The 18,932-nt window shown below is 64.8% G+C and carries 18 protein-coding genes; 8 read left to right on the top strand and 10 right to left on the bottom strand.

Annotated elements, in window-relative coordinates:
- Positions 1–82: 82 nt before the first annotated feature.
- Complete coding sequence (locus IVA98_RS17095) at positions 83–1,309, bottom strand: citrate synthase family protein (RefSeq protein ID WP_247297869.1); 1,227 nt, start codon at positions 1,307–1,309, stop codon at positions 83–85.
- 76 nt (positions 1,310–1,385) lie between these two features.
- Here IVA98_RS17095 and IVA98_RS17090 point away from each other — a divergent pair, with 76 nt between their 5' ends.
- Together IVA98_RS17090 and IVA98_RS17085 are read left to right on the top strand one after the other, a co-directional pair.
- Positions 1,386–2,495: a citrate synthase/methylcitrate synthase gene (locus tag IVA98_RS17090; protein WP_247297867.1), complete on the top strand. Its 1,110-nt coding sequence runs from the start codon at positions 1,386–1,388 to the stop codon at positions 2,493–2,495.
- A gap of 157 nt (positions 2,496–2,652) precedes the next feature.
- Positions 2,653–3,696, top strand: coding sequence for a sensor histidine kinase (locus tag IVA98_RS17085; protein ID WP_247297864.1), 1,044 nt, complete (start codon positions 2,653–2,655; stop codon positions 3,694–3,696).
- A 103-nt stretch (positions 3,697–3,799) separates the two neighbouring features.
- Here the strand turns inward: IVA98_RS17085 and IVA98_RS17080 are convergent, their stop codons facing one another.
- Positions 3,800–4,435 carry a J domain-containing protein gene (locus IVA98_RS17080; protein WP_247276295.1) on the bottom strand — a complete coding sequence of 212 codons (636 nt, stop codon included), beginning with the start codon at positions 4,433–4,435 and terminating at the stop codon, positions 3,800–3,802.
- A gap of 157 nt (positions 4,436–4,592) precedes the next feature.
- Between IVA98_RS17080 and IVA98_RS17075 the strand changes: the two genes are divergently transcribed.
- Positions 4,593–4,862 (top strand): BolA family protein, encoded by a 270-nt coding sequence (locus tag IVA98_RS17075; protein ID WP_247298010.1) that lies wholly within the window; start codon positions 4,593–4,595, stop codon positions 4,860–4,862.
- A gap of 46 nt (positions 4,863–4,908) precedes the next feature.
- Here the strand turns inward: IVA98_RS17075 and IVA98_RS17070 are convergent, their stop codons facing one another.
- The 3 genes from IVA98_RS17070 to IVA98_RS17060 all read right to left on the bottom strand — a co-directional run bounded on the left by IVA98_RS17070 (position 4,909) and on the right by IVA98_RS17060 (position 8,079).
- On the bottom strand, positions 4,909–6,261 hold the full coding sequence (locus IVA98_RS17070) for a hemolysin family protein (protein WP_247297861.1): 1,353 nt from the start codon (positions 6,259–6,261) through the stop codon (positions 4,909–4,911).
- Positions 6,262–6,328: 67 nt separating this feature from the next.
- Entirely contained in the window at positions 6,329–7,471 is a 1,143-nt protein-coding gene (gene aroB, locus IVA98_RS17065) for a 3-dehydroquinate synthase (protein WP_247297858.1), read from the bottom strand.
- Positions 7,468–8,079 (bottom strand): shikimate kinase, encoded by a 612-nt coding sequence (locus tag IVA98_RS17060; RefSeq protein WP_247355233.1) that lies wholly within the window; start codon positions 8,077–8,079, stop codon positions 7,468–7,470. The genes aroB and IVA98_RS17060 overlap by 4 nt, the downstream gene beginning before the upstream one ends.
- Positions 8,080–8,237: 158 nt before the next feature.
- Here IVA98_RS17060 and IVA98_RS17055 point away from each other — a divergent pair, with 158 nt between their 5' ends.
- The 5 genes from IVA98_RS17055 to IVA98_RS17035 all read left to right on the top strand — a co-directional run bounded on the left by IVA98_RS17055 (position 8,238) and on the right by IVA98_RS17035 (position 13,770).
- Positions 8,238–8,384, top strand: coding sequence for a histidine kinase (locus tag IVA98_RS17055; protein ID WP_247276291.1), 147 nt, complete (start codon positions 8,238–8,240; stop codon positions 8,382–8,384).
- A 16-nt stretch (positions 8,385–8,400) separates the two neighbouring features.
- Positions 8,401–9,357 carry a site-specific tyrosine recombinase XerD gene (xerD, locus tag IVA98_RS17050; RefSeq protein WP_247297852.1) on the top strand — a complete coding sequence of 319 codons (957 nt, stop codon included), beginning with the start codon at positions 8,401–8,403 and terminating at the stop codon, positions 9,355–9,357.
- Between the two features lie 306 nt (positions 9,358–9,663).
- The gene (locus IVA98_RS17045; RefSeq protein WP_247276289.1) at positions 9,664–10,626 is read left to right on the top strand and encodes an acetyl-CoA carboxylase carboxyltransferase subunit alpha; all 963 of its coding nucleotides are present in this window, start codon (positions 9,664–9,666) and stop codon (positions 10,624–10,626) included.
- A gap of 386 nt (positions 10,627–11,012) precedes the next feature.
- Positions 11,013–12,530, top strand: coding sequence for a L,D-transpeptidase family protein (locus tag IVA98_RS17040; RefSeq protein WP_247297843.1), 1,518 nt, complete (start codon positions 11,013–11,015; stop codon positions 12,528–12,530).
- Between the two features lie 79 nt (positions 12,531–12,609).
- On the top strand, positions 12,610–13,770 hold the full coding sequence (locus tag IVA98_RS17035; RefSeq protein ID WP_247355232.1) for a helix-turn-helix transcriptional regulator: 1,161 nt from the start codon (positions 12,610–12,612) through the stop codon (positions 13,768–13,770).
- Between the two features lie 549 nt (positions 13,771–14,319).
- Here IVA98_RS17035 and IVA98_RS17030 read toward each other — a convergent pair.
- From IVA98_RS17030 to IVA98_RS17010, 5 genes are read right to left on the bottom strand one after another with little or no spacing between them, the layout of a single operon-like run.
- Positions 14,320–15,015, bottom strand: coding sequence for an ABC transporter ATP-binding protein (locus IVA98_RS17030; protein ID WP_247297838.1), 696 nt, complete (start codon positions 15,013–15,015; stop codon positions 14,320–14,322).
- Complete coding sequence (locus IVA98_RS17025; RefSeq protein WP_247297836.1) at positions 15,008–15,742, bottom strand: ABC transporter ATP-binding protein; 735 nt, start codon at positions 15,740–15,742, stop codon at positions 15,008–15,010. Before IVA98_RS17025 ends, IVA98_RS17030 begins: the two co-directional genes overlap by 8 nt.
- The gene (locus tag IVA98_RS17020) at positions 15,729–16,814 is read right to left on the bottom strand and encodes a branched-chain amino acid ABC transporter permease (protein WP_247333313.1); all 1,086 of its coding nucleotides are present in this window, start codon (positions 16,812–16,814) and stop codon (positions 15,729–15,731) included. The genes IVA98_RS17025 and IVA98_RS17020 overlap by 14 nt, the downstream gene beginning before the upstream one ends.
- Positions 16,815–16,831: 17 nt before the next feature.
- Positions 16,832–18,049: a substrate-binding protein gene (locus IVA98_RS17015; RefSeq protein ID WP_247297832.1), complete on the bottom strand. Its 1,218-nt coding sequence runs from the start codon at positions 18,047–18,049 to the stop codon at positions 16,832–16,834.
- Between the two features lie 4 nt (positions 18,050–18,053).
- Positions 18,054–18,911 (bottom strand): branched-chain amino acid ABC transporter permease, encoded by an 858-nt coding sequence (locus tag IVA98_RS17010; protein ID WP_247297830.1) that lies wholly within the window; start codon positions 18,909–18,911, stop codon positions 18,054–18,056.
- Positions 18,912–18,932: the final 21 nt, after the last annotated feature.

Genomic DNA, 18,932 nt, shown 5'->3' with positions numbered 1-18,932 from the left:
AAGGATGGCCGCGGGCGAGAGGCGGGCCTTCATGGTTCGAGACGCGCGCGAAGGGCGCGCTCCTCAGCATGAGGGTCTAGATTTAGCTCCTGGGCTCAGCTCCCGCCCGCCGTCCCGGTGCCGGTCCCACATACCTTGCCCTTGGCCTGATCAGCTTGCCGAACTGCAATTGCTCGCTGGAATGGGCGATCCAGCCGACGCTGCGGGCCATGGCGAACAGAGCGAGCTCGCTGCCGGCGGGCAGGCGCAGGGCATGCACGAGCACGGCGAGTGCATAGTCGATGTTGACGAACTCGCCGGTCGCTTCCGCGATCCGCTCCGGCACCTCGCGGGTGAACTTCCGCGGTGCGCCTGCGCGCGACAAGGCATTGAGCAGCGATTGCGCGCGGGGATCGCCGCGCTTGTAGACGCCATGGCCGAAGCCGGCAAAGCGCTCGCCGAGCGCGACGCGCTCGCGCACCATCGGCTCGACGTCGCGATCGATCAGCGTTTTCACGAGCTGCGAGGCCAGCACGCCGGCGCCGCCATGCTTGGGCCCTTTGAGCGCGGCGAGCCCGGCGATCACCGAGTCGTAGAGATTGAGGCCGGTCGATGCGGCACAGCGCGCTGTGAAGGTGGAGGCGTTCAGTTCATGGTCGGCAAGCAGCACGAGCGCGCGGCGGATCAGATCGCTCGCGTGCTTGTTGTCCGCGGCCCACGCCTTCGCAACCTGCTGATGCAGCGGCTCGGCCGACGGCTCGGCATTGAGCATGGTCGCGACCAGCAGGCGGACGATGCGCGCGCCGACCATGGCACGGCCATCGGGCGCGCGGGTGAAGGCGCGGGGATCGGCGCTCGCGGCCAGCGCGAGCACCGCAATGGCGCGGTCGATCGGCGCGGCGCGACGCGCGGCTTGCCCGATCATGCGCATCTCCTCGGAGAGGAGCGGCTGATTCTCCTGATCGAACGGATCGACGCCGGAGACGTCCCACAGCAGCGTCGCCGTATGCTCGAGCGTGTCGTTCTCGGCGAGATCGACGCAATTCACCCCGCGGTAGATCGCGCCGTCCTCGGTGATGGTCGAGATCTCCGTGTCCATCACCGGCAAATCGGCGTCGAAGCTGCGCAGGCCCCTGGGCTCCGGCGACGGCACCCGGCGCTCCTTGAGCGCGCGGACGTCCTCGGCCCGGTAGCGATTTTTTCGCGAATCCTGCGTCGGCTCGGAGCGGATCAGACCGCGGCTGACATAGGCATAGAGCGTGGCCGGCGAGATCGCGAGCTCGGCGGCGGCTTCCCGGGCGGAGAGGTAGAGCTCGTTTGAATTTTTCATATTGATTTATGTAATCAAGATTGATCAATCTGTCGACAGGTCTGACCTTCCCCTGCATCAAACGGGAGATTGGGCCATGAACATCCACCTCACCAAAAGCCAGATCGGACTGGACGGCGTTCCCGCCGCTGAGACCGTGCTGAGCCATGTCGACGGCGAGCGCGGCGAGCTGATCATCGCCGGCGAGCATGTCGGCAGTCTCGCCGCCAGATCGAGTTTTGAGGGCGTCACCGCCCGGCTCTGGAACGGCGCCAACAAGACCAGCTTAAGCGAGGCCGATGTGCGGGCGAGCCTGGGGGCCGCGCGGGAGCGCGCCTTCGCGCGATTGCCGGACCTGTTGCCGGCAACCCGCGGCATGGGCATCGTCGACGGGTTTCGTGCGGCCGTCGCGGGCCTTCGCGCCGAACACGGCCTGGAGCATGAAGCAACTATCGTCGGCGCGTTTCCGGTGATTGCGGGCGCGCTGGCCCGCCGCGCCGGGGGGCTCGAGCCGGTGGCGCCCGATCCCAGCATGAGCCACGCCGCCGACACGCTGCGCATGCTGCACGGGCGGGCGCCTGCAACGCGCGAGGTCACCGCGCTCGATGCGTATCTCGTCACCGTCTGCGACCACGGCATGAATGCCTCGACCTTCACGACGCGCGTGGTGGCCTCGACGCAAGCCGATCTGTTCGCCGCCGTAACCGCGGGCTATTGCGCGCTCACCGGCCCCTTGCATGGCGGCGCGCCGGAGCCCGTGCTGGAAATGCTCGACGCGATCGGCTCGCGCGAACGCATCCAGAGCTGGGTCGACGCGGCACTGGCACGCGGCGAGCGGATGATGGGCTTTGGTCACCGCGTCTATCGCGTCCGCGACCCGCGTGCCGACGTGCTGAAGACCGCGATCGAGGCCCTGGCTTCCAACGGCGCCGACCTGCCCTTTGCCGGCGAGGTCGAAGCCTATATCCGCAGCGCGCTGCGCAAGAAGAATCCGGACCGGCCGCTGGAGACCAATGTCGAGTTCTTCACCGCCATCCTGCTCGATGCACTCGCGATTCCGAGGCAGGCCTTCACGCCGATCTTCGCGGTGGCGCGCGCGGCAGGATGGACCGCGCATGCGCGCGAGCAGCAGCGCACGGGACGGCTGATCCGGCCGAGTTCGTCCTATGTGGGCGCCATGCCGAAGGCTCCAGCGACTAAAGACTAAAAGACTAAGGGAAAGGCGACAGCGGAGCTCCCACTCCGCTGTCGTGCGGGCGAAGTCCTGATCTATGCTGGTTGACGAGATCTGCACGTCCCGGGCGAGCACTGTGGAACGTATACGCGGCCGGCGAATTAGCTGATCTGGCCCGTAGAGGAACGCGATGCTGGACTTGCTTGGACATTCGGACGAGGCCAGGATCGGCGAGATCGCGAGGCAAGCAGCGAGCAGGAGCGCTGCCGGCGGGGATTCCGAGAGGCGATTCCGGGACTTGCTCCAGGCGCTGCCCGCCGCGATCTACACCACCGACGCAGAGGGCCGCATCACCTTCTTCAATCAAGCCTGCATCGAGTTCGCCGGACGCACGCCAAAGATCGGCGAGATGTGGTGCGTGACATGGAAGCTCTATCTGCCGGACGGCACGCCGCTTCCCCACGATGAGTGCCCCATGGCCGTCGCGCTCAAGCAGAACCGGCCGGTGCGCGACGTCGAGGCTGTGGCCGAACGGCCGGACGGCTCAAGGATTTGCTTCATGCCGTATCCGACGCCGCTCCGCGACGAAGGCGGCCGCCTGGTCGGCGCGGTGAACATGCTGGTCGACATCACGGCTCGCAAGCAGGCCGAGCAGCGGATGATGCTCCTGGCTTACGAGGTCGATCATCGTTCGAACAATCTGCTGGCGGTGACCCAGGCGATGCTGCGGCTGACGAAGGCCGAGACCGCTGCAGAATTCCAGGCCGCGTTTCAAGGCCGGCTCAGCGCGCTTGCCAATGTGCAGAGGCTGTTCTCGGAATCGCGCTGGACCGGTGCGAGTCTGAAGACCATCGTCGAAGAGGAACTCCGGCCCTACGCAGGCGCAGACGGCGAACGTATCAGCATCGCTGGAGACGACCTCCGGCTGCCGGCGACGCTCGCCCAATCGATCGCGGTCGCCGTGCACGAACTTGCGACCAACGCCGCCAAATACGGGGCGCTGTCGACGCCTTCGGGCACGCTGGAGATCCGCTGGGAGACCAATGGTGCAGACCCTCTCGTACTGCACTGGTCAGAGCGCGGCGGTCCCCCGGTCAACGAACCGCCGACGCGCAAGGGCTTTGGCATCGGCGCGGTCGATGGCATCATCCGGACCTTGCGCGGGAGGATCACCCGGCGGTGGAAGCCGGAAGGGCTGGTGTGCCAGATGGCGTTCCCGGACGTCACCAAGTAAGCGCGACCAGATCCGGATGCATCGTCATCGCGCTTTGTCATCGCGCTTTAGACTGTCGCCAAAGCAAAGCCTCTGAAGGCCGATGCACGCATTCCTGAATGCACTAGGCCTCGCGGACCACCGTCTTCAGGTAATTATACGCCTTGATGATCTCGATCAAACGGTCTTCGGTAGAGCGGTCGCCGCCGTTGGCGTCGGGATGATGCTGCTTCACCAGCGCCTTGTACTTGCTCTTGACGTCGGCGAGGGTGGACTCGGGTCCGAGGCCCATGACCTGGAGCGCCTTGCGCTCAGCGTTCATGATCTTGCGCGTCTCGGCCTTGGGCGGGGCTTGCGGGCCGCCGCGCCAGTTGGCGCGGCCGTTGAGCTCCTGGAACATGCTGAACGGATCGAAGGCGCTGTCGATCTCCGCCTCCGCGCCTTTCTTGACGCCGCCATTAGCGCCCATCTTCCAAGTCGGGCGGTGGCCGGTCAGCGCATCCTTCTGGTAGCGCGCGACCGCGTCGGCATTCATGCCGGAGAAGAAATTGTAGTTCTGATTGTACTCGCGCACGTGGTTCAGGCAGAAGTGCCAGTACTCACGCTGATTGTCGCGACCCTTGGGCGCACGATGCGCGCCCTTGTTCTGACACCCGGTCCATTCGCAATTGACCACGGTGTCGCGCGGCTTCACTTCCGGCTGCTTGCCCCGCGGCTTGACCCGGATGGAGTCGAAGAACTTTGATGAATCGATCGGCATGGCTGACTTTGACTACGCAATGCAAAAACCTTCAAGTCTTGACATTGCAATTAGCTTGAAACCCGTAGCCGAAGTTTCACTTCGGCCTTTTCAGAACGGGCCACCAGAGGCGGCCTATGGTGTTGACGGAGTGCGATCGCGTCCCTTAATGGCTCACATGGCTATCAGAGACGTTATCAGCAACAAGTTGCAGGAAGCTTTCACGCCAGAGAGCCTGCAAGTCGTCGACGAGTCCCATTTGCATGAGGGCCACGCCGGCCATCGGCCGAGCGGCGAGACGCACTTCCGTGTGTATATCGTATCTGCCGCCTTCAAAGGGAAGGGCCGGGTCGATCGCCACCGCATGATAAATTCGGCGTTGGCCGCGGAACTCGCTGGCGGCGTGCATGCGCTCGCGATCCACGCGCAGGCGCCGGGGGAAGGGTGATTTGCTTACCCTCCCCTCCAGGGACCTCCAGGGAGGGTAAGCGAGGTCAAAACGAAGTTCCGGCCCTTCGCGGCTTGGCTTCCTCCAGCTCGGCCTCCCGCGGCACCGGTGAAATACGGAGCGCGGTGATGCGGTTGCGTTCGCGGCGGAGGACGCGGAAGCGGAAGCCGTGGAAGGTGAAGCTCTGGCCGCGGTCGGGGATCGAACGCGCCTCGTGGATGACGAGGCCCGCGACCGTGGTTGCCTCTTCGTCGGGGAGGTGCCAGTCAAGCGCGCGGTTGAGATCGCGGATCGGCACCGAGCCGTCGACCACGACAGAGCCGTCGGGCTGGCGGCGCACGCCCGCGACCACGACGTCATGCTCGTCGGCGATGTCGCCGACGATCTCCTCCAGGATGTCTTCCAGCGTCACGAGCCCTTCGACTTCGCCGTATTCGTCGACGACCAGCGCGAAATGGGTCTTGCGGCGGCGGAACGCCTTGAGCTGCTGGGATATCGGCCGCATTTCCGGCACGAACCAGGGCGGCAGCATGATGGTGGTGACGTCGATGCGCGAGGTATCGCCTTCCGACGCGCGGATTGCCCGCAACAGATCCTTGGCGTGCAGAATGCCGATAATGTTCTCCGACTTGTCGCGCCACAGCGGAATGCGGGTGTATTCGGTAGCCAGCACCTCCCGCACCAGCTCCTCCGGCGGGAGATCGGCATTGATCATCACCATCGCGGTGCGGTGAACCATCACGTCGGAGACGGTCAGCTCGCCGAGGCGGAAGACATTGTGAATGTACTCGGCTTCGCCGCTCTCGATCTTGCCGTGTACGGCCGATTCCTCAACCAGGCCCTCGATCTCGGAATCCGTCAGGATCTCGTGCTGCGAAAACTCCTGAACGCCGATCAGACGCAAGATCGCGCTCGAAGCCGTGTTGAGACACCAGCTCAGCGGGTAGAACACCAGGTAGGAGACATGAAGCGGATACGCAATCCACTGCGACACCGGCACCGGCTCCCTGATCGCAAGCGTCTTCGGCACCTGTTCGCCGATGATGATGTGCAGCGAGGAGAAAACCAGAAAACCCGCCACGAACGAGGTGAAGTGCAGCGTCGCCTCCGACAGTCCGAGCGGATGGAGGATCGGGCTCAGCAGCGCAGAAACGGTCGGCTCACCAATCCAGCCAAGACCAAGGGAGGCCATGGTAATGCCGAGCTGGCAGCAGGCGAGATAGGATTCGATATTCCCCATCATCGTCTGCAACAGGCGTGCGCCGAAGCGGTTCTGCTCGACCATTGCCTTGACGCGAAAGCCACGGCTCTTCACGAGGGCAAATTCGGCCGCCACGTAAAATGCGTTGGCAGCAAGCAGGAGGACAGCAAGCAGCAGATTGATGGAGATCGAACTCATGTTTGCCTCGCGACCGCCTCGGCGTTCCGCGCCGTTTCGCGGGCGGCAGATCCAATCGATCCCGCCATCACTGCGCTAATTTCGACTGCAGGAAATCGCGCACCAGCGTCGGCTCGACGTCCTTCGCAATCACGGCGCGCCCGACCGCCTCCAGCAGAATGAAGGTGAGCTTGCCGCGCTTGACTTTCTTGTCCTGCGCCATCAGCGCCATCAGCGCGTCGGCGTCGGCAAGGCCTTCCTGCGCAAAACCCGCGATGTCCTGCAAGCGCGTCGGCAGGCCGGCTTCGACCAGATGCCGCTCGACGCGCGCCGCATCGGCCTCTCCGATCTTGCCGAGCCGGGCCGAGAACTGCGCCGCCAGCGTCATGCCGATCGCGACGCCCTCGCCGTGGAACAGGCGGTCCGAGAAGCCGGTCGCCGCCTCCAGCGCATGACCGAAGGTATGGCCGAGATTGAGCAGCGCGCGTTCGCCGGTCTCGCGCTCGTCGCGCGCGACGATTGCGGCCTTGGCGCGGCACGACGTCGCGATCGCATGCTCGCGCGCCGAGCCGCCCCTGAAGATATCGGCATGGTTCTTCTCCAGCCAGGTGAAGAAGGCGTCGTCGCCGAGCACGCCATATTTGGCGACCTCGGCATAGCCGGCGCGGAATTGCCGCGGCGACAGCGTGTCGAGCACGGCGGTGTCGGCGATGACAAGGACCGGCTGGTGGAAGGCGCCGAGCAGATTCTTGCCCTGCGGCGAGTTGATGCCGGTCTTGCCGCCGACGCTGGAATCGACCTGCGCCAAGAGCGAGGTCGGCACCTGCACGAAATCGACGCCGCGGCGCAGGATCGCCGCGGCAAAGCCGGCGAGATCGCCCACCACGCCGCCGCCGAGCGCGATGACGAGATCGTTGCGCTCAATTTTTGCGGCGATCAGGGCCTCGCTGACCTTTTCCAGGCCCGCATAGGTTTTGGAGATCTCGCCTTCCTCGACCACGATGCGCGAGGTCGGAATGCCGGCTGCGGCAAGCGACGCCTCGGCGGGCTCGAGCCAGTGCTTTGCGACGGTGCGGTCGGTCACAACGGCGGTACGCACGCCGGGGCGCAAGCGCGCGACGCGCTCGCCGAGCGAGGCCAGCACGCCGCGGCCGATGACGATGCCATAGGCGCGGTCACCGAGCGCGACATCGACATTGACAGGATCGGAATGCTTCAAAGGCGCAGTCATCGTACGGCACTCGCAAGGTCTGCAGGTGGCACGCCGCAGAGATGGGCATGCAGGGTCTCGATGCATTCCTCGACGATCTTGTCGTGCGGCACGTCGCGCGAGGCGATGGTGAGGTCGGCATGGCGATAGACCGGTTCGCGTTCGGTGAGCAGGCGCGTCACGGTTCCTTCGGGATCGGCGGTCTGGAGCAGCGGGCGATCGGCACGGCGCCGCACGCGGCGCATGATGACGTCGTGGTCGGCCTTGAGCCAGATCGAGACCGCTTTCGCGGCGATGCGCGCGCGCGTCTCCTCGTGCATGAACGCGCCGCCACCGGTCGCGAGCACGATCGGTCCGCCGTCCAGCAGCCGCGCGATCACGCGGGCCTCGCCGTCGCGGAAATGCGGCTCGCCGTGGCGCTCGAAGATTTCCGGTATGCTCATGCCGGCCGCCGCCTCGATCTCGGTGTCGGCATCGACGAAGGGCAACTTGAGCCGCGCCGCCATGCGGCGGCCGATGGTGGATTTGCCCACCCCCATCATCCCGACAAGCACGATCGAGCGCGCCCCGAGCGCCGACAGGATGTCGGCCTCAGGCGAACCGGGTATCGGCAGCGCGGCGTCGGACATGGATCTCGCTCGATCTGCCGCCAAGGCGGCATGCTTTCGCCACCTATACGACCCCGCAGGGGGCCTCGCCAGAGGACTCTTGCCACGAAACGGCGAACATGTTGGATGATTTCATTGGTTAATTTGCCCGCCAAGACCGCTATCGAGACCCTTTGCCGATGCCCAGCCTGTTCCGCTTCCTGACGGTCCTCGCCGTGATCGCCGGCATCGTCTATGGCGCGGTCTTCGCGCTGGCAAACTTCGTCAGTCCGAAGCCGCGGGAAATGACGGTGACGATCCCGCCTGATAAGTTTCTCAAGAAATAGCAGCTAGGCTTTGGGCATGCGCACCAAACCCTCCGACACCCGGCTCACCGGCCTGTTCCTCGACATGCTCGCGGCGGAACAGGGCGCCGGGCCCAACACGCTCGACGCCTACCGCCGCGACCTCACCGATCTCTCGGAATTTCTGGGCCGCGTCGGCCACACTTTCGCGGATGCGGAGACGCAAACGCTGCGCGATTATCTCGCCGATCTCGATGCCCGCGGCTTCAAATCCACCAGCGTCGCGCGGCGGCTGTCGGCGATGCGGCATCTGTTCCGCTTTCTCCTCAACGAGCGCATCCGTACCGAGGATCCCGCAGCGATCCTGTCGGGGCCGAAGCGCGGCCGCGGCCTGCCGAAAGTGCTGTCGATTGCGGATGTCGACCGCATGCTCCGCCGCGCCAAGGAATTGAGCGAGGCGGCAGATGCCTCGCCCTCGAAACGGCTGCGCAGCTTGCGGCTCTATTGCCTGCTCGAGGTGCTCTACGCCACCGGCCTACGCGTCTCCGAGTTGGTGGCACTGCCGCGCTCGGCGGCCAAGCGCGATGCGCGCATGATCGTGGTGCGCGGCAAGGGCAATAAGGAGCGCCTGGCGCCGCTCAACGAAGCCTCGCGGCAGGCGATGGCGGATTATCTCGCGGCGATGGAAGCTGCAAAGGCTGACAAGAAGAACAGCGTGGCTGCTTCGAAATGGCTGTTCCCCTCATTCGGCGAGAGCGGACATCTGACCCGACAGCATTTCGCGCGCGACTTGAAGGAACTCGCGGTCGCCTCCGGGCTTCAGGCCCGTCTGGTCTCCCCGCACGTGCTGCGCCACGCCTTCGCCAGCCATCTCCTCCACAACGGCGCCGATTTGCGCATCGTGCAGACCCTGCTCGGCCACACCGACATCTCGACGACCCAGATCTACACCCACGTGGTCGAGGAGCGGCTGAAGAGCCTGGTGCGCGACCTGCATCCACTGGCGGAGAAGTAATCTTGCGTGCCCCCGCCGCGGCGCAGCGTGAAACGGTGCGCCGCTGAGCTGGGCCCCACGCCTCTTGCCGGGTCCCGGCTCAGCGCTACAGCGCGCTGCAGCGCGTCCGGGACACGAGAGTCCAACCCCGGCGATGGCGAAACCGCCTTGACTTCGGCCACATCTCCGCAGAAAGAGCCGGGGCTTCACGAGTGATTTGGCTTGCGGCCCACGAGCACACAAGCCAAGCCATTGAAGAATCTACAGTTCTTTCCGCGACCGCAACCTCGCTTCGCTTCTCCAGCCCCGTCCGCCTATATTGAGTTGATGCCAGACCAGATGCGCAGCTATCTCGACTTCGAAAAGCCCGTCGCCGAGCTCGACTCCAAGGTCGACGAGTTGCGCACGCTCGCAGCTTCCGGCACCGACATCGCCGAGGAGATCGGGCGGATCGAGGACAAGGCGTCGCAAGCGCTGGCCGACCTCTATGCGAACCTGACGCCGTGGCAGAAGACGCTGGTGGCGCGGCACCCGCAGCGGCCGCATTTCAACGACTTCATCAAGGGCCTGATCACCGAGTTCACGCCGCTAGCCGGCGACCGCAAATTCGGCGAGGACGAGGCGCTGGTCGCCGGCTTCGGCCGCTTCCGCGGCGAGCCGATCTGCGTGATGGGCCAGGAAAAAGGCGATTCAACCGAGAGCCGCATCCGGCACAATTTCGGCATGGCGCGGCCCGAAGGCTATCGCAAATGCGTGCGGCTGATGGAGATGGCCGAGCGGTTCGGTCTGCCGGTGCTGTCGCTCGCCGATTCCGCCGGCGCCTATCCCGGCATCGGCGCCGAAGAGCGGGGACAAGCCGAGGCGATCGCGCGCTCGACGGATGCCTGCCTGGCGCTGACCGTGCCGAACGTCGCCATCATCACCGGGGAGGGCATGTCGGGCGGCGCCATCGCCATCACCACCGCCAACAAGGTGCTGATGCTGGAGCACGCGATCTACAGCGTGATCTCGCCGGAAGCCGCCTCCTCGATCCTGTGGCGCGACGGCACCAAGGCGCAGGAAGCCGCCAACAACATGAAGATCACCGCCCAGGACATGCTCCGCTTCGGCGTGATCGACAGCATTTTGAAGGAGCCGGTCGGCGGCGCCCACCGCGACCCTGCCGCCATGATCGCCACCACCGGCGATGCCATCGCCAAGGCTTTCGACGAGCTCCGCGGCCTCGACGGCGACGCCATCCGCAAGCAGCGGCGGCAGAAATTCCTCGATATCGGCCGGAAACTGGGCTGATTCGGCCCGAGAGCCCGGATGGCCCTAGTAACCCCGCGTTAACCCTTTTTTTGCCCAAATCGGCGATCTCTGTTCCAATCCGGCCGAAAGGCCCAAGTAAGGCCCAAAGTCGCGTCCATTTAGTCTTCGTTGACCATGCCACTGGGCCAACGGGCTCGTGATCCCCGCTCGGGTTGCGACCACATGACCCAGAGGTTAGAATTTTAATCAATGGCTTCAGGGCATAAGCGCTGGGGCATGATCTGAAAAGCCCGTCACGACGGGTCTGGTTCGCCGGTCAGATCATGCTCCAAACGATTGGGGTCGCGCTTTCTGCCCGGCACGGTGTGGGGTCCATCTTGATTTCTCGTTCGCTTGCTCGGGCGCTCTTGGCTTCGGTTGCGCTGATGACGGCCGGCGTTCTGCTGACCGGGTGCGACACCGACCAGGTCTCGCTCGCGACCAACGCCAAGGCCAACCAGCCGGTGCCGCCAAAGCTGCTCGCCGCGATGACCGAGAAGGACATGGATCTGCAATCGCCGATCCTGGTCCGCCTGTTCAAGCAGGAGGCCGAGCTCGAAGTCTGGAAGCAGACCCGAAGCGGCCAGTTCGCGCTGCTCAAGACCTATCCGATCTGCCGCTGGTCGGGCGATCTCGGCCCCAAGGTGCGCGAAGGCGACCGCCAGGCGCCGGAAGGATTCTACTCGATCAATCCGAGCCAGATGAATCCGCAATCGGCCTATTACCTGTCCTTCAATACCGGTTACCCCAACGCGTTCGACAAGGCGCTCGGGCGCACCGGCTCGCAGCTGATGGTGCATGGCGATTGTTCTTCGCGCGGCTGTTACGCCATGACCGACGAGCAGATCGCCGAGATCTATTCGCTAGGGCGCGAATCCTTTTTCGGCGGCCAGAAGGCGTTCCAGCTCCAGGCCTATCCGTTCAAGATGACCCCGGTGAACATGGCCAAGCACCGGAACAATCCGAACATGCCGTTCTGGAAGATGATCAAGGAAGGCTATGATCATTTCGAGGTGACGCGGCAGGAGCCGAAGGTCGATTTCTGCGAGAAGAAGTACGTGTTCGATGCAGCCAAGCCGGCGGACGCCAAGCGCGACCCGGTGTTCGACGCCTCGGCAAAATGCCCGGCCTATGTCATCCCCGAGGACATCGCCGCCGCCGTGCGGGGGAAGCAAGCCAAGGACGAGGCGGAATACGCTAGGCTGGTCGCCAAGGGCACGCCGGTGGCGCGCATGAACACCGGCATCGACGGCGGCATGAACAAGGTCTTCGCCGCGAAGATTCCGGAAGGCTCCACGGGCCTGTCCGAGAGCGCCGAAGGCACCACGCTGCAGATGTTGGCGATGGCCAAGGCGCCGGGCACCATCCCCGGCCATGTCAATCCGCCCAAGCCGAATCTCGATGCGGCGGCATCCGCGCCTGCGCCGCAGGAAGAGCCGGTCACAGCTACCAGCGCGCCCGCGACCAGCACCCGCGTCGCCGCGGCCCAGCCTGCCGAGAAGACCCAAGAGAAATCCGGAGGCTTCTTCTCCAACCTCGGCCGCAAGATGGGCCTTGGCTCCGCCGACACCACGGCGACCACCCCGCCGCCGCAAGCCACCGCCTCCGTGGCCCCGGCCGCCACGACGCCGACGCCGCCCACCGCAGCGTCGCGGCTCAAGGCCGCCGTGACCCGGTTCGTGCCGGGGCACGACAAGTCCAAGGACGTTGCGAAGGACGCGCCGAAGCCGGCCGCGACCGTGGCCGCCAAGCCGGCAGAGCCCGCAAACACCCGCCTCGCCCAGACACGCCCGGCGCTGAAGCCGTCGGTGAGCGAAGGTGCAGGTGAGAGCGGTCAGATCGCCGGCGCCGCGCCGGTGGTGTCGTCGAACTCGTTCGACAGCCGCTTCGGAGCGATGAAGTAGGGACGATGCCGCGCCTTCCGGCATAAGCCAAGCACGACGTCGGGTTGGTTCCCTCCATAAATCCGGAACGCCTCTGGATGTGCCGGATTGCGTCGCCCGGTCACGCGGCTATAGTTGCGGCGTTTGCTCCTACGCGCTGCGCATGAGTGGATTTGGGCATCTCGATCACCTGATAGACCGCATTTACGAGGCCGGGCTGATACCGTCATTGTGGCCCGAGGTCCTCAATGAAATCGGTCACGCCATCGGCGGCAATGGCGGACTGCTTTTCGCGGTACGGGACGGCTATGTCAGCGGGATGAATTCCGTCAATCACGACCAGACCATGCATCTTTTCTTGGAAGAGGGATGGAGCGAGCGCGATCCGCTGCTGCCGCGTGCCGCCGCCCTCAACTACGCCGGCTTCCTCAACGATGGAGACCTTGTATCGGAAGAGGAGATCGCGACCAATGACGTGTACTGCAATTTCTACCGCAGGCACGGAATCGGCTACAGAGCCGGGACCATCATTTCAATACCGAGCGGCGATTCCATTGCGATCGTCATGCCGCGACACCAAAACAATGGACCGGTGCCGCGCGAGATCGTCTCGTTCCTCGATGGCCTGAGGCCGCATCTGGCTCGGGCGTCTCTGACTGCAAACCGGCTTGGCTTCGAGCGCGCACGCGCGCAAGCCGATGCATTGCAGGCCATCGGGCTGCCCGGAGCGATCTTGCGCGAACGGGGCAAATTACTCGCGGCGAACGGGCTGTTCGAAGCGCTGATGCCGTCGCTATTCCAAGACCGCGCAGAGCGGCTGACCCTGACCGATGTCAACGCGGACGGATTGTTCTCGGCGGCGCTGGGGAGCTCGTTCGTCGGCAACAGCCGGGGCGTCAAGTCCCTCGCCATCGCAGCGGCCATGGACCGCGTACCAATGGTCGTGCATGTCGTCCCGGTGCGCGGATCGGCGTGCGATATCTTCACGCAAGCCACCTTCATGCTCATCGTGACACCCGTCGATCGCGGCGCGGTCCCGAGCGCGGAAGTCCTGCAAGGGCTGTTCGACCTGACGCCGGCAGAGGCCCAGGTCGCACGTGGCGTTGCACAGGCCGGATCGGTTGATGCCCTCGCGGCAAGAATCGGCGTGACGCGAGAGACGGTGCGCACGCAGCTCAAAGCCGTGCTGTCGAAGACCGGCCTTTCCCGTCAGCAGGAGCTCGTCAGCTTACTCGCTGGCAAGGCGTTGCGCGGCGGCTAGAGTGCCATCCACCCGCAGAGACATCCCTCATCGCCCTTACGCCCGACGGCCCAGACCGGGACTTTGCCTCGGCACATGCCCCTTTCACCCAAATGGGTGAAGACAGGTATCGGACCTCCGCGTTCAAGTTTGTCGGGTTGGATCCAAGGTGAGAAGCGGCGACAATGGCTAGACCGGAGTTTCCCACATTCGAAATGACTTTGGTGCAGCGCAAGCGAAAAAGATGGGCCTGGAGCGTTTGCACCATCGGAGGAGCAGTCGTGGTGCAGGGGCGGGAATCAAGTCGACACGCCGCAAAATACCAGGCCGAGCGCGCACTTTTCATGCTGCTTCTGACGGCGCCCTATCGGTCGCGACTTCCCGCATAGCGAGGCTCTCAACGAGGTTGCGCTTGGCCCTGGTTCGAGCCGGAGCCACAGGTCGAGATTGTCGCCCTTCGTGGGTGAGTCACGGTGATCAACCGAGAGGCTGCGGCGTACTGCATGCCCTGCTTTCGCGGAGCATGAAAGCTGTGGTCGCTGTGGGTTCGGCGCGCCTCACGCGCATTCGCTACGGCGCCAGATAGCGCATCAGCTCCGGATTGCCCCGCACCTCACCCGCCTCACCCTCAAGCGCGACGCGGCCGCGATCGAGCACGTAGGCGTAATCGGCGACGCGCAGCGCGAGGTCGAGATGCTGCTCCACGATGATGACGGCGATGGTCTTCGCGAGCTCGATCAGGCGCTCGGTGATCTCCTCGATGACGCCGATCCAGACCCCTTCGGTGGGCTCGTCCAGCAGCAGCAGCTTTGGATCCCCCAGCATGGCGCGGCCGATCGCGAGCATCTTGCGCTCGCCGCCGGAAAGGGTCCCGGCAGGCTGGTCGAGACGCTGGCCGAGCTTGGGGAAGATGGTCAGCACGCGATCGACCGCGGAGGAATCCTTGTTCGCGAGCGAGCCGACGGCGAGATTGTCCCGCACCGACAGGCGCGCGAACACCGAATGCTCCTGCGGGACGTAGCCGATACCGGCGCGCACGCGCTGCTCGGTGGCGCGGCGGCTGATGTCGCGGCCGTCGAAGGCGACCTCGCCCTTCCAGGCCGGCAGCTCGCCGACGATGGTCTTCATCAGCGTGGTCTTGCCGGCGCCGTTGCGGCCGAGCACGGCGACGCCGCCGCGCCAGGGGATGCCGAGGCTGACGCCGAACAGCACCTGGCTGCGGCCATAGCCAGCATCGAGATGCTTGATGTCCAAAAATTCAGGCACGGCGCAGATAAATCTCCTGGACGGCTTTGTTGGCCTGGATCTCGGACACCGTGCCTGATGCCAGCACCCTGCCCTGGTCGAGCACGGTGAGGCGATCGCAGATGTCGCGGATGAAATCGAGGTCGTGCTCGACGATGACGAGCGAACAATGCTGCTTGATCGGCTCGAGCAGTTCGCCGGTGACGCGGCGCTCCTCGAGGCTCATGCCGCCGGTCGGCTCGTCCAGCAGCAGGAGTTTTGGCTTGCCCGCCAGCGCCATCGCGATCTCCAGCCATTGCTGCTGGCCATGCGACAGCGCGGCGGCCGCATCGAAGGCGCGGTTCGCCAGACGAAACTGCGTCAGCATGGTCATGACCTGGTCGTGCAGCAGCCTGCGCGTGCGCGAGCATACGAGATCGAACAGCGAAGACTGCGCCTGCAGCGCAAGCAGGATGTTGTCGTACAGGGTCAGCGACGGCAGCACGGACGTGATCTGGAATTTCAGGCTCATGCCGGCGCGGGCGCGCTCGGTCGGCGTGAGGGCGGTGATGTCGGTGTTGACGAAGCTCACCTTGCCCTGCGTCGGCACTTCGGCCCCGGCGATGCACTTCATCAGCGTGCTCTTGCCGGAGCCGTTCGGTCCTATCAGCCCGTGAAACTCGTTTTCGCCGACGCTGAGCGCCGCGCCGTCGAGCGCGGTGAGCTTGCCAAAGACCTTGCTGATGCCGGCGGCTTCAAGGAGCGGCATTGCGCTTCTCCTTGGGTTTGGCACCGAAGCTGCCGACGCGTTCACGCTCGCCGAGGACAAAACTGATCAAGCCGAGCGGCCGGAACAGGATCACGAGCAGCAGCAACAAGCCGAGAATGATTGGCCAGATATCGCGGTAATTGTCCGACAGCCAGAAGCTGACGCCTTCGACAATGACGGCGCCGATGACGGCGCCGATCAGCGTGCCGGAGCCGCCGAACAGCACGTAGAGCACCACCTGGGTCGACACCACGACGCCGACCATATTGGGCCAGACGAAGCCTTCATGGAAGGCATAGAGGCTGCCGGCGAGCCCGGCGATGGCGCCGCCGATGGTGAAGATGATGGCTTTGAGATGCTGCGCCTTGTAGCCGAAGAAGGCGATGCGTTGTTCGTTCTCGCGCAGGCCTGCCAGCGCAAGGCCGAACTGCGAACGCACCAGGAAGCGGCAGAGCAGGTAGACCACGACGAGGATGCCGAGCACGAGATAATAGAAGGCCGGCCCTTCCGAGAGTTCGTATGAACCAAGCGACATTGGCGCGATCGAGGGGATGCCGTTCTGACCGCCAAGATAGTACCAGCCGCGCGCCAGGCGGTCGGCCGCGTAGGAGCCCGTCAGCGTGCCCAGTGACACGAAGATCACGCTGGAGGGATGCCGCCCCAGCAACAGAAAGCCGCCGAGCAGCAGTGCGAAGGTCAGGCCGATCAGCGTGCCCGCCGGCAGCACCAGAAACATGTTGGTGATATCGAGGTCGCGCGCGAGCAGCGCGACGCCATAGCCGGCCGATCCGAAGAACAGGGCCTGACCGAAGCTCATGATCCCGGCATAACCCCAGACGAGGTCGAACGACAGCGCGAACAGCGCGAGGATGATCACGCGCGTCGCGAACACGGTGAGGTAGTCCTGGAGCACCAGCGGCGCGAGCAGTGCCGCGACGAGCACGACGCCTTCGACGATCGGCAGGACTTTTCGTCCTGCCTCGATTTGTTCCCTGGCCCGTCCCGCTGCCACGCGTTCAGCCATCGCGTCGTCCGCTTCGTCGCCGGCGATGGCTTCTCTTACCACGCTCATCGGCTTCCCATTCCGCCTCAGCATTCCTTGGGATCGACAAGCCCGTCGCTGCGGGCGACGATCTCATAATTTCCGCCCTTGGCCACCGCGGTATACATCTTCATCTTGCAGTGCCGCTTGCCCGGCACCATTTCGGCAGGTCCGCCGGGACCTTCGGCGATCTTGGCGTGGTCGAGCGCGGCGGCAACGGACTCGCGGTCGACCTTGCCCGCTTCCTTGACCGCCGCTTCCCACAGCTTCAGGCCGCGATAGGTGCCGGTGGCGGCGCTGCCGGCGGCGAACAGGAAGTTGCCCGGGAAGTCCTTCTCGTAGGCCGCCTGGATTTTTGCGTCGAAGGGGCTTTCCTTGGTCAGCACCTTGAAATAGTCGAGGCAGCTTGCGAGCCCCTCGATCTCGGCGGCCTGATTGATGTTGAGCGTGTTCTCATCATAGTAGACGCAGGCCAGGCGCCCGCCGTTCTTGAGGAATCCGGCTTCATAGAGCTGCTTGAAGAACGGCCCGACGCCAGGCGGAATGACGGTGTTGAAGACGACGTCGACCTTGTTGGAGATGATGCGGTTGACGGTCGCGGAGAAATCGACCTGGTCGAGCGGATAGTATTCCTCGAACACGATCTCGCCGCCGTTCGCCTCGATCACCTTGCGGGCATAGACGTTGAGCGTGTGCGGCCAGACATAATTGGCGCTCGGCAGCGCGAACTTCTTGCCGCCGTTCTTGATCAGCCAGGGGATGAACTCGTCGCATTGCTGCGCCGGCGTCGGTCCGGTGCAGAACAGATAGGGCGTGCACTCCTTGCCTTCATAGAGCTGCGGATAGATGTAGAGCGTCTTGCCGCGTGCCACGATCGGATCCTTGATCGCGTTGCGCATCGAGGAGGTGATGCCGCCCAAGACCATGTCGACCTTGTCGCGCTGGATCAGCTTGCGGACATTGCCGACGGCGACGGATTCGTTGGAAGCGGTGTCCTCGATATAGAGCTCGAGCGGCCGGCCGAGCAGGCCGCCGGCGGCGTTGATCTCCTTGATCACCATCTTGGCGACGTTGGCATCGGCATTGCCGGCATAGGCGATCGGACCGGTGAGGTCGGTGGCGATGCCGACCTTGATCGGGGCTTCGGCCGCATTGGCCCAGGGAGCCGGAATCACCCAGCTGCCGACGCTGGTTGCGACCGCACCGGAGGCAAAGGCAAGATTGGAGAGAAAGCGGCGCCGTGAGAGCTGAGTGCGATCGAACATGTGACTAAACCCCTTTTCCTGCGATGAGGCCCTGCGGACGGAATTTGATGAAGACAATGGCGAGCACGAAGACCAGCACGTCGGCGACGACGGGCGCCATCACCCACGGCAGCGCCGCGCTGAGCGTGCCGATGACGCCGGCGCCTGCGACCGGTCCGATGAAGGAGCCGACGCCGCCGACCATGACCGCGACAAAACCCTGGATCAGAAAGCGCAGGCCGAGATCGGCAAACAGGCTGAACACCGGCACGATCAGCGCACCGGCAAGGCCGGCAAGCGCGGCGCCGAACGCAAACGTAGCGCCGTAGATCAGCGGCGTGGAGATGCCCGACGCGCGTGCCAGCGACGGATTCTCCAGCGTGGCCCGCACGCGCAGGCCAAAACTCGTGCGCGACAGCAGCAGATAGCAACCGCCCATCACCAGGAGCGTGATCACGATGATGGTGAAACGCCAGGCCGAGATGTGCATGGCGCCGATGTCGAGCGAGCCGCCGATCGGCTCCGGCACGGTGAGGTAGAAGCCGCCGATCAGCCCGCGCACGGATTCCCGGATGATGAGGCCGAGCGCATAGGTGCCGAGCATGGCGACGATGGGCGCGGCATAGAACCGGCGGATGATCAGCGCCTCCAGCACGAAGCCGAGCGCGCCGACCGCGAAGGGCGCCGCAGCCATGCCCGCCCAGATCGGCAGCCCCTTGGCGTAGGCAAGATAGGTGATGTAAGCCCCGAGCAGGACGAACTCGCCTTGCGCGAAGTTGAAGATGCCCATCATGCTGGCGATGATCCCGAGCCCCAGCACGATCAGGACGATGATCGCGCCAAAGCTCAGGATCTCGAACGCCGCGACGAACGCGTTAGCCATGCGTTGCGTTTCCGTTCGCCT

The sequence above is a fragment of the Bradyrhizobium sp. 160 genome (assembly GCF_023073735.1).
GTDB lineage: Bacteria > Pseudomonadota > Alphaproteobacteria > Rhizobiales > Xanthobacteraceae > Bradyrhizobium.
The sequence above is the reverse complement of the archived record's forward strand: the minus strand, read 5'-3'. Positions and strand labels throughout refer to the sequence as shown.

Coding starts and splice junctions, on each gene's coding strand:
- IVA98_RS17070 (WP_247297861.1), bottom strand. CDS start 6,261: ATGAGTTCGATCTCCATCAATCTGCTGCTTGCTGTCCTCCTGCTTGCT.
- IVA98_RS17090 (WP_247297867.1), top strand. CDS start 1,386: ATGAACATCCACCTCACCAAAAGCCAGATCGGACTGGACGGCGTTCCC.
- IVA98_RS17055 (WP_247276291.1), top strand. CDS start 8,238: ATGCCCAGCCTGTTCCGCTTCCTGACGGTCCTCGCCGTGATCGCCGGC.
- IVA98_RS17010 (WP_247297830.1), bottom strand. CDS start 18,911: ATGGCTAACGCGTTCGTCGCGGCGTTCGAGATCCTGAGCTTTGGCGCG.
- xerD (WP_247297852.1), top strand. CDS start 8,401: ATGCGCACCAAACCCTCCGACACCCGGCTCACCGGCCTGTTCCTCGAC.
- IVA98_RS17020 (WP_247333313.1), bottom strand. CDS start 16,814: ATGAGCGTGGTAAGAGAAGCCATCGCCGGCGACGAAGCGGACGACGCG.
- IVA98_RS17095 (WP_247297869.1), bottom strand. CDS start 1,309: ATGAAAAATTCAAACGAGCTCTACCTCTCCGCCCGGGAAGCCGCCGCC.
- IVA98_RS17060 (WP_247355233.1), bottom strand. CDS start 8,079: ATGTCCGACGCCGCGCTGCCGATACCCGGTTCGCCTGAGGCCGACATC.
- IVA98_RS17085 (WP_247297864.1), top strand. CDS start 2,653: ATGCTGGACTTGCTTGGACATTCGGACGAGGCCAGGATCGGCGAGATC.
- IVA98_RS17075 (WP_247298010.1), top strand. CDS start 4,593: ATGGCTATCAGAGACGTTATCAGCAACAAGTTGCAGGAAGCTTTCACG.
- IVA98_RS17025 (WP_247297836.1), bottom strand. CDS start 15,742: ATGCCGCTCCTTGAAGCCGCCGGCATCAGCAAGGTCTTTGGCAAGCTC.
- aroB (WP_247297858.1), bottom strand. CDS start 7,471: ATGACTGCGCCTTTGAAGCATTCCGATCCTGTCAATGTCGATGTCGCG.
- IVA98_RS17015 (WP_247297832.1), bottom strand. CDS start 18,049: ATGTTCGATCGCACTCAGCTCTCACGGCGCCGCTTTCTCTCCAATCTT.
- IVA98_RS17040 (WP_247297843.1), top strand. CDS start 11,013: ATGACGGCCGGCGTTCTGCTGACCGGGTGCGACACCGACCAGGTCTCG.
- IVA98_RS17080 (WP_247276295.1), bottom strand. CDS start 4,435: ATGCCGATCGATTCATCAAAGTTCTTCGACTCCATCCGGGTCAAGCCG.
- IVA98_RS17045 (WP_247276289.1), top strand. CDS start 9,664: ATGCCAGACCAGATGCGCAGCTATCTCGACTTCGAAAAGCCCGTCGCC.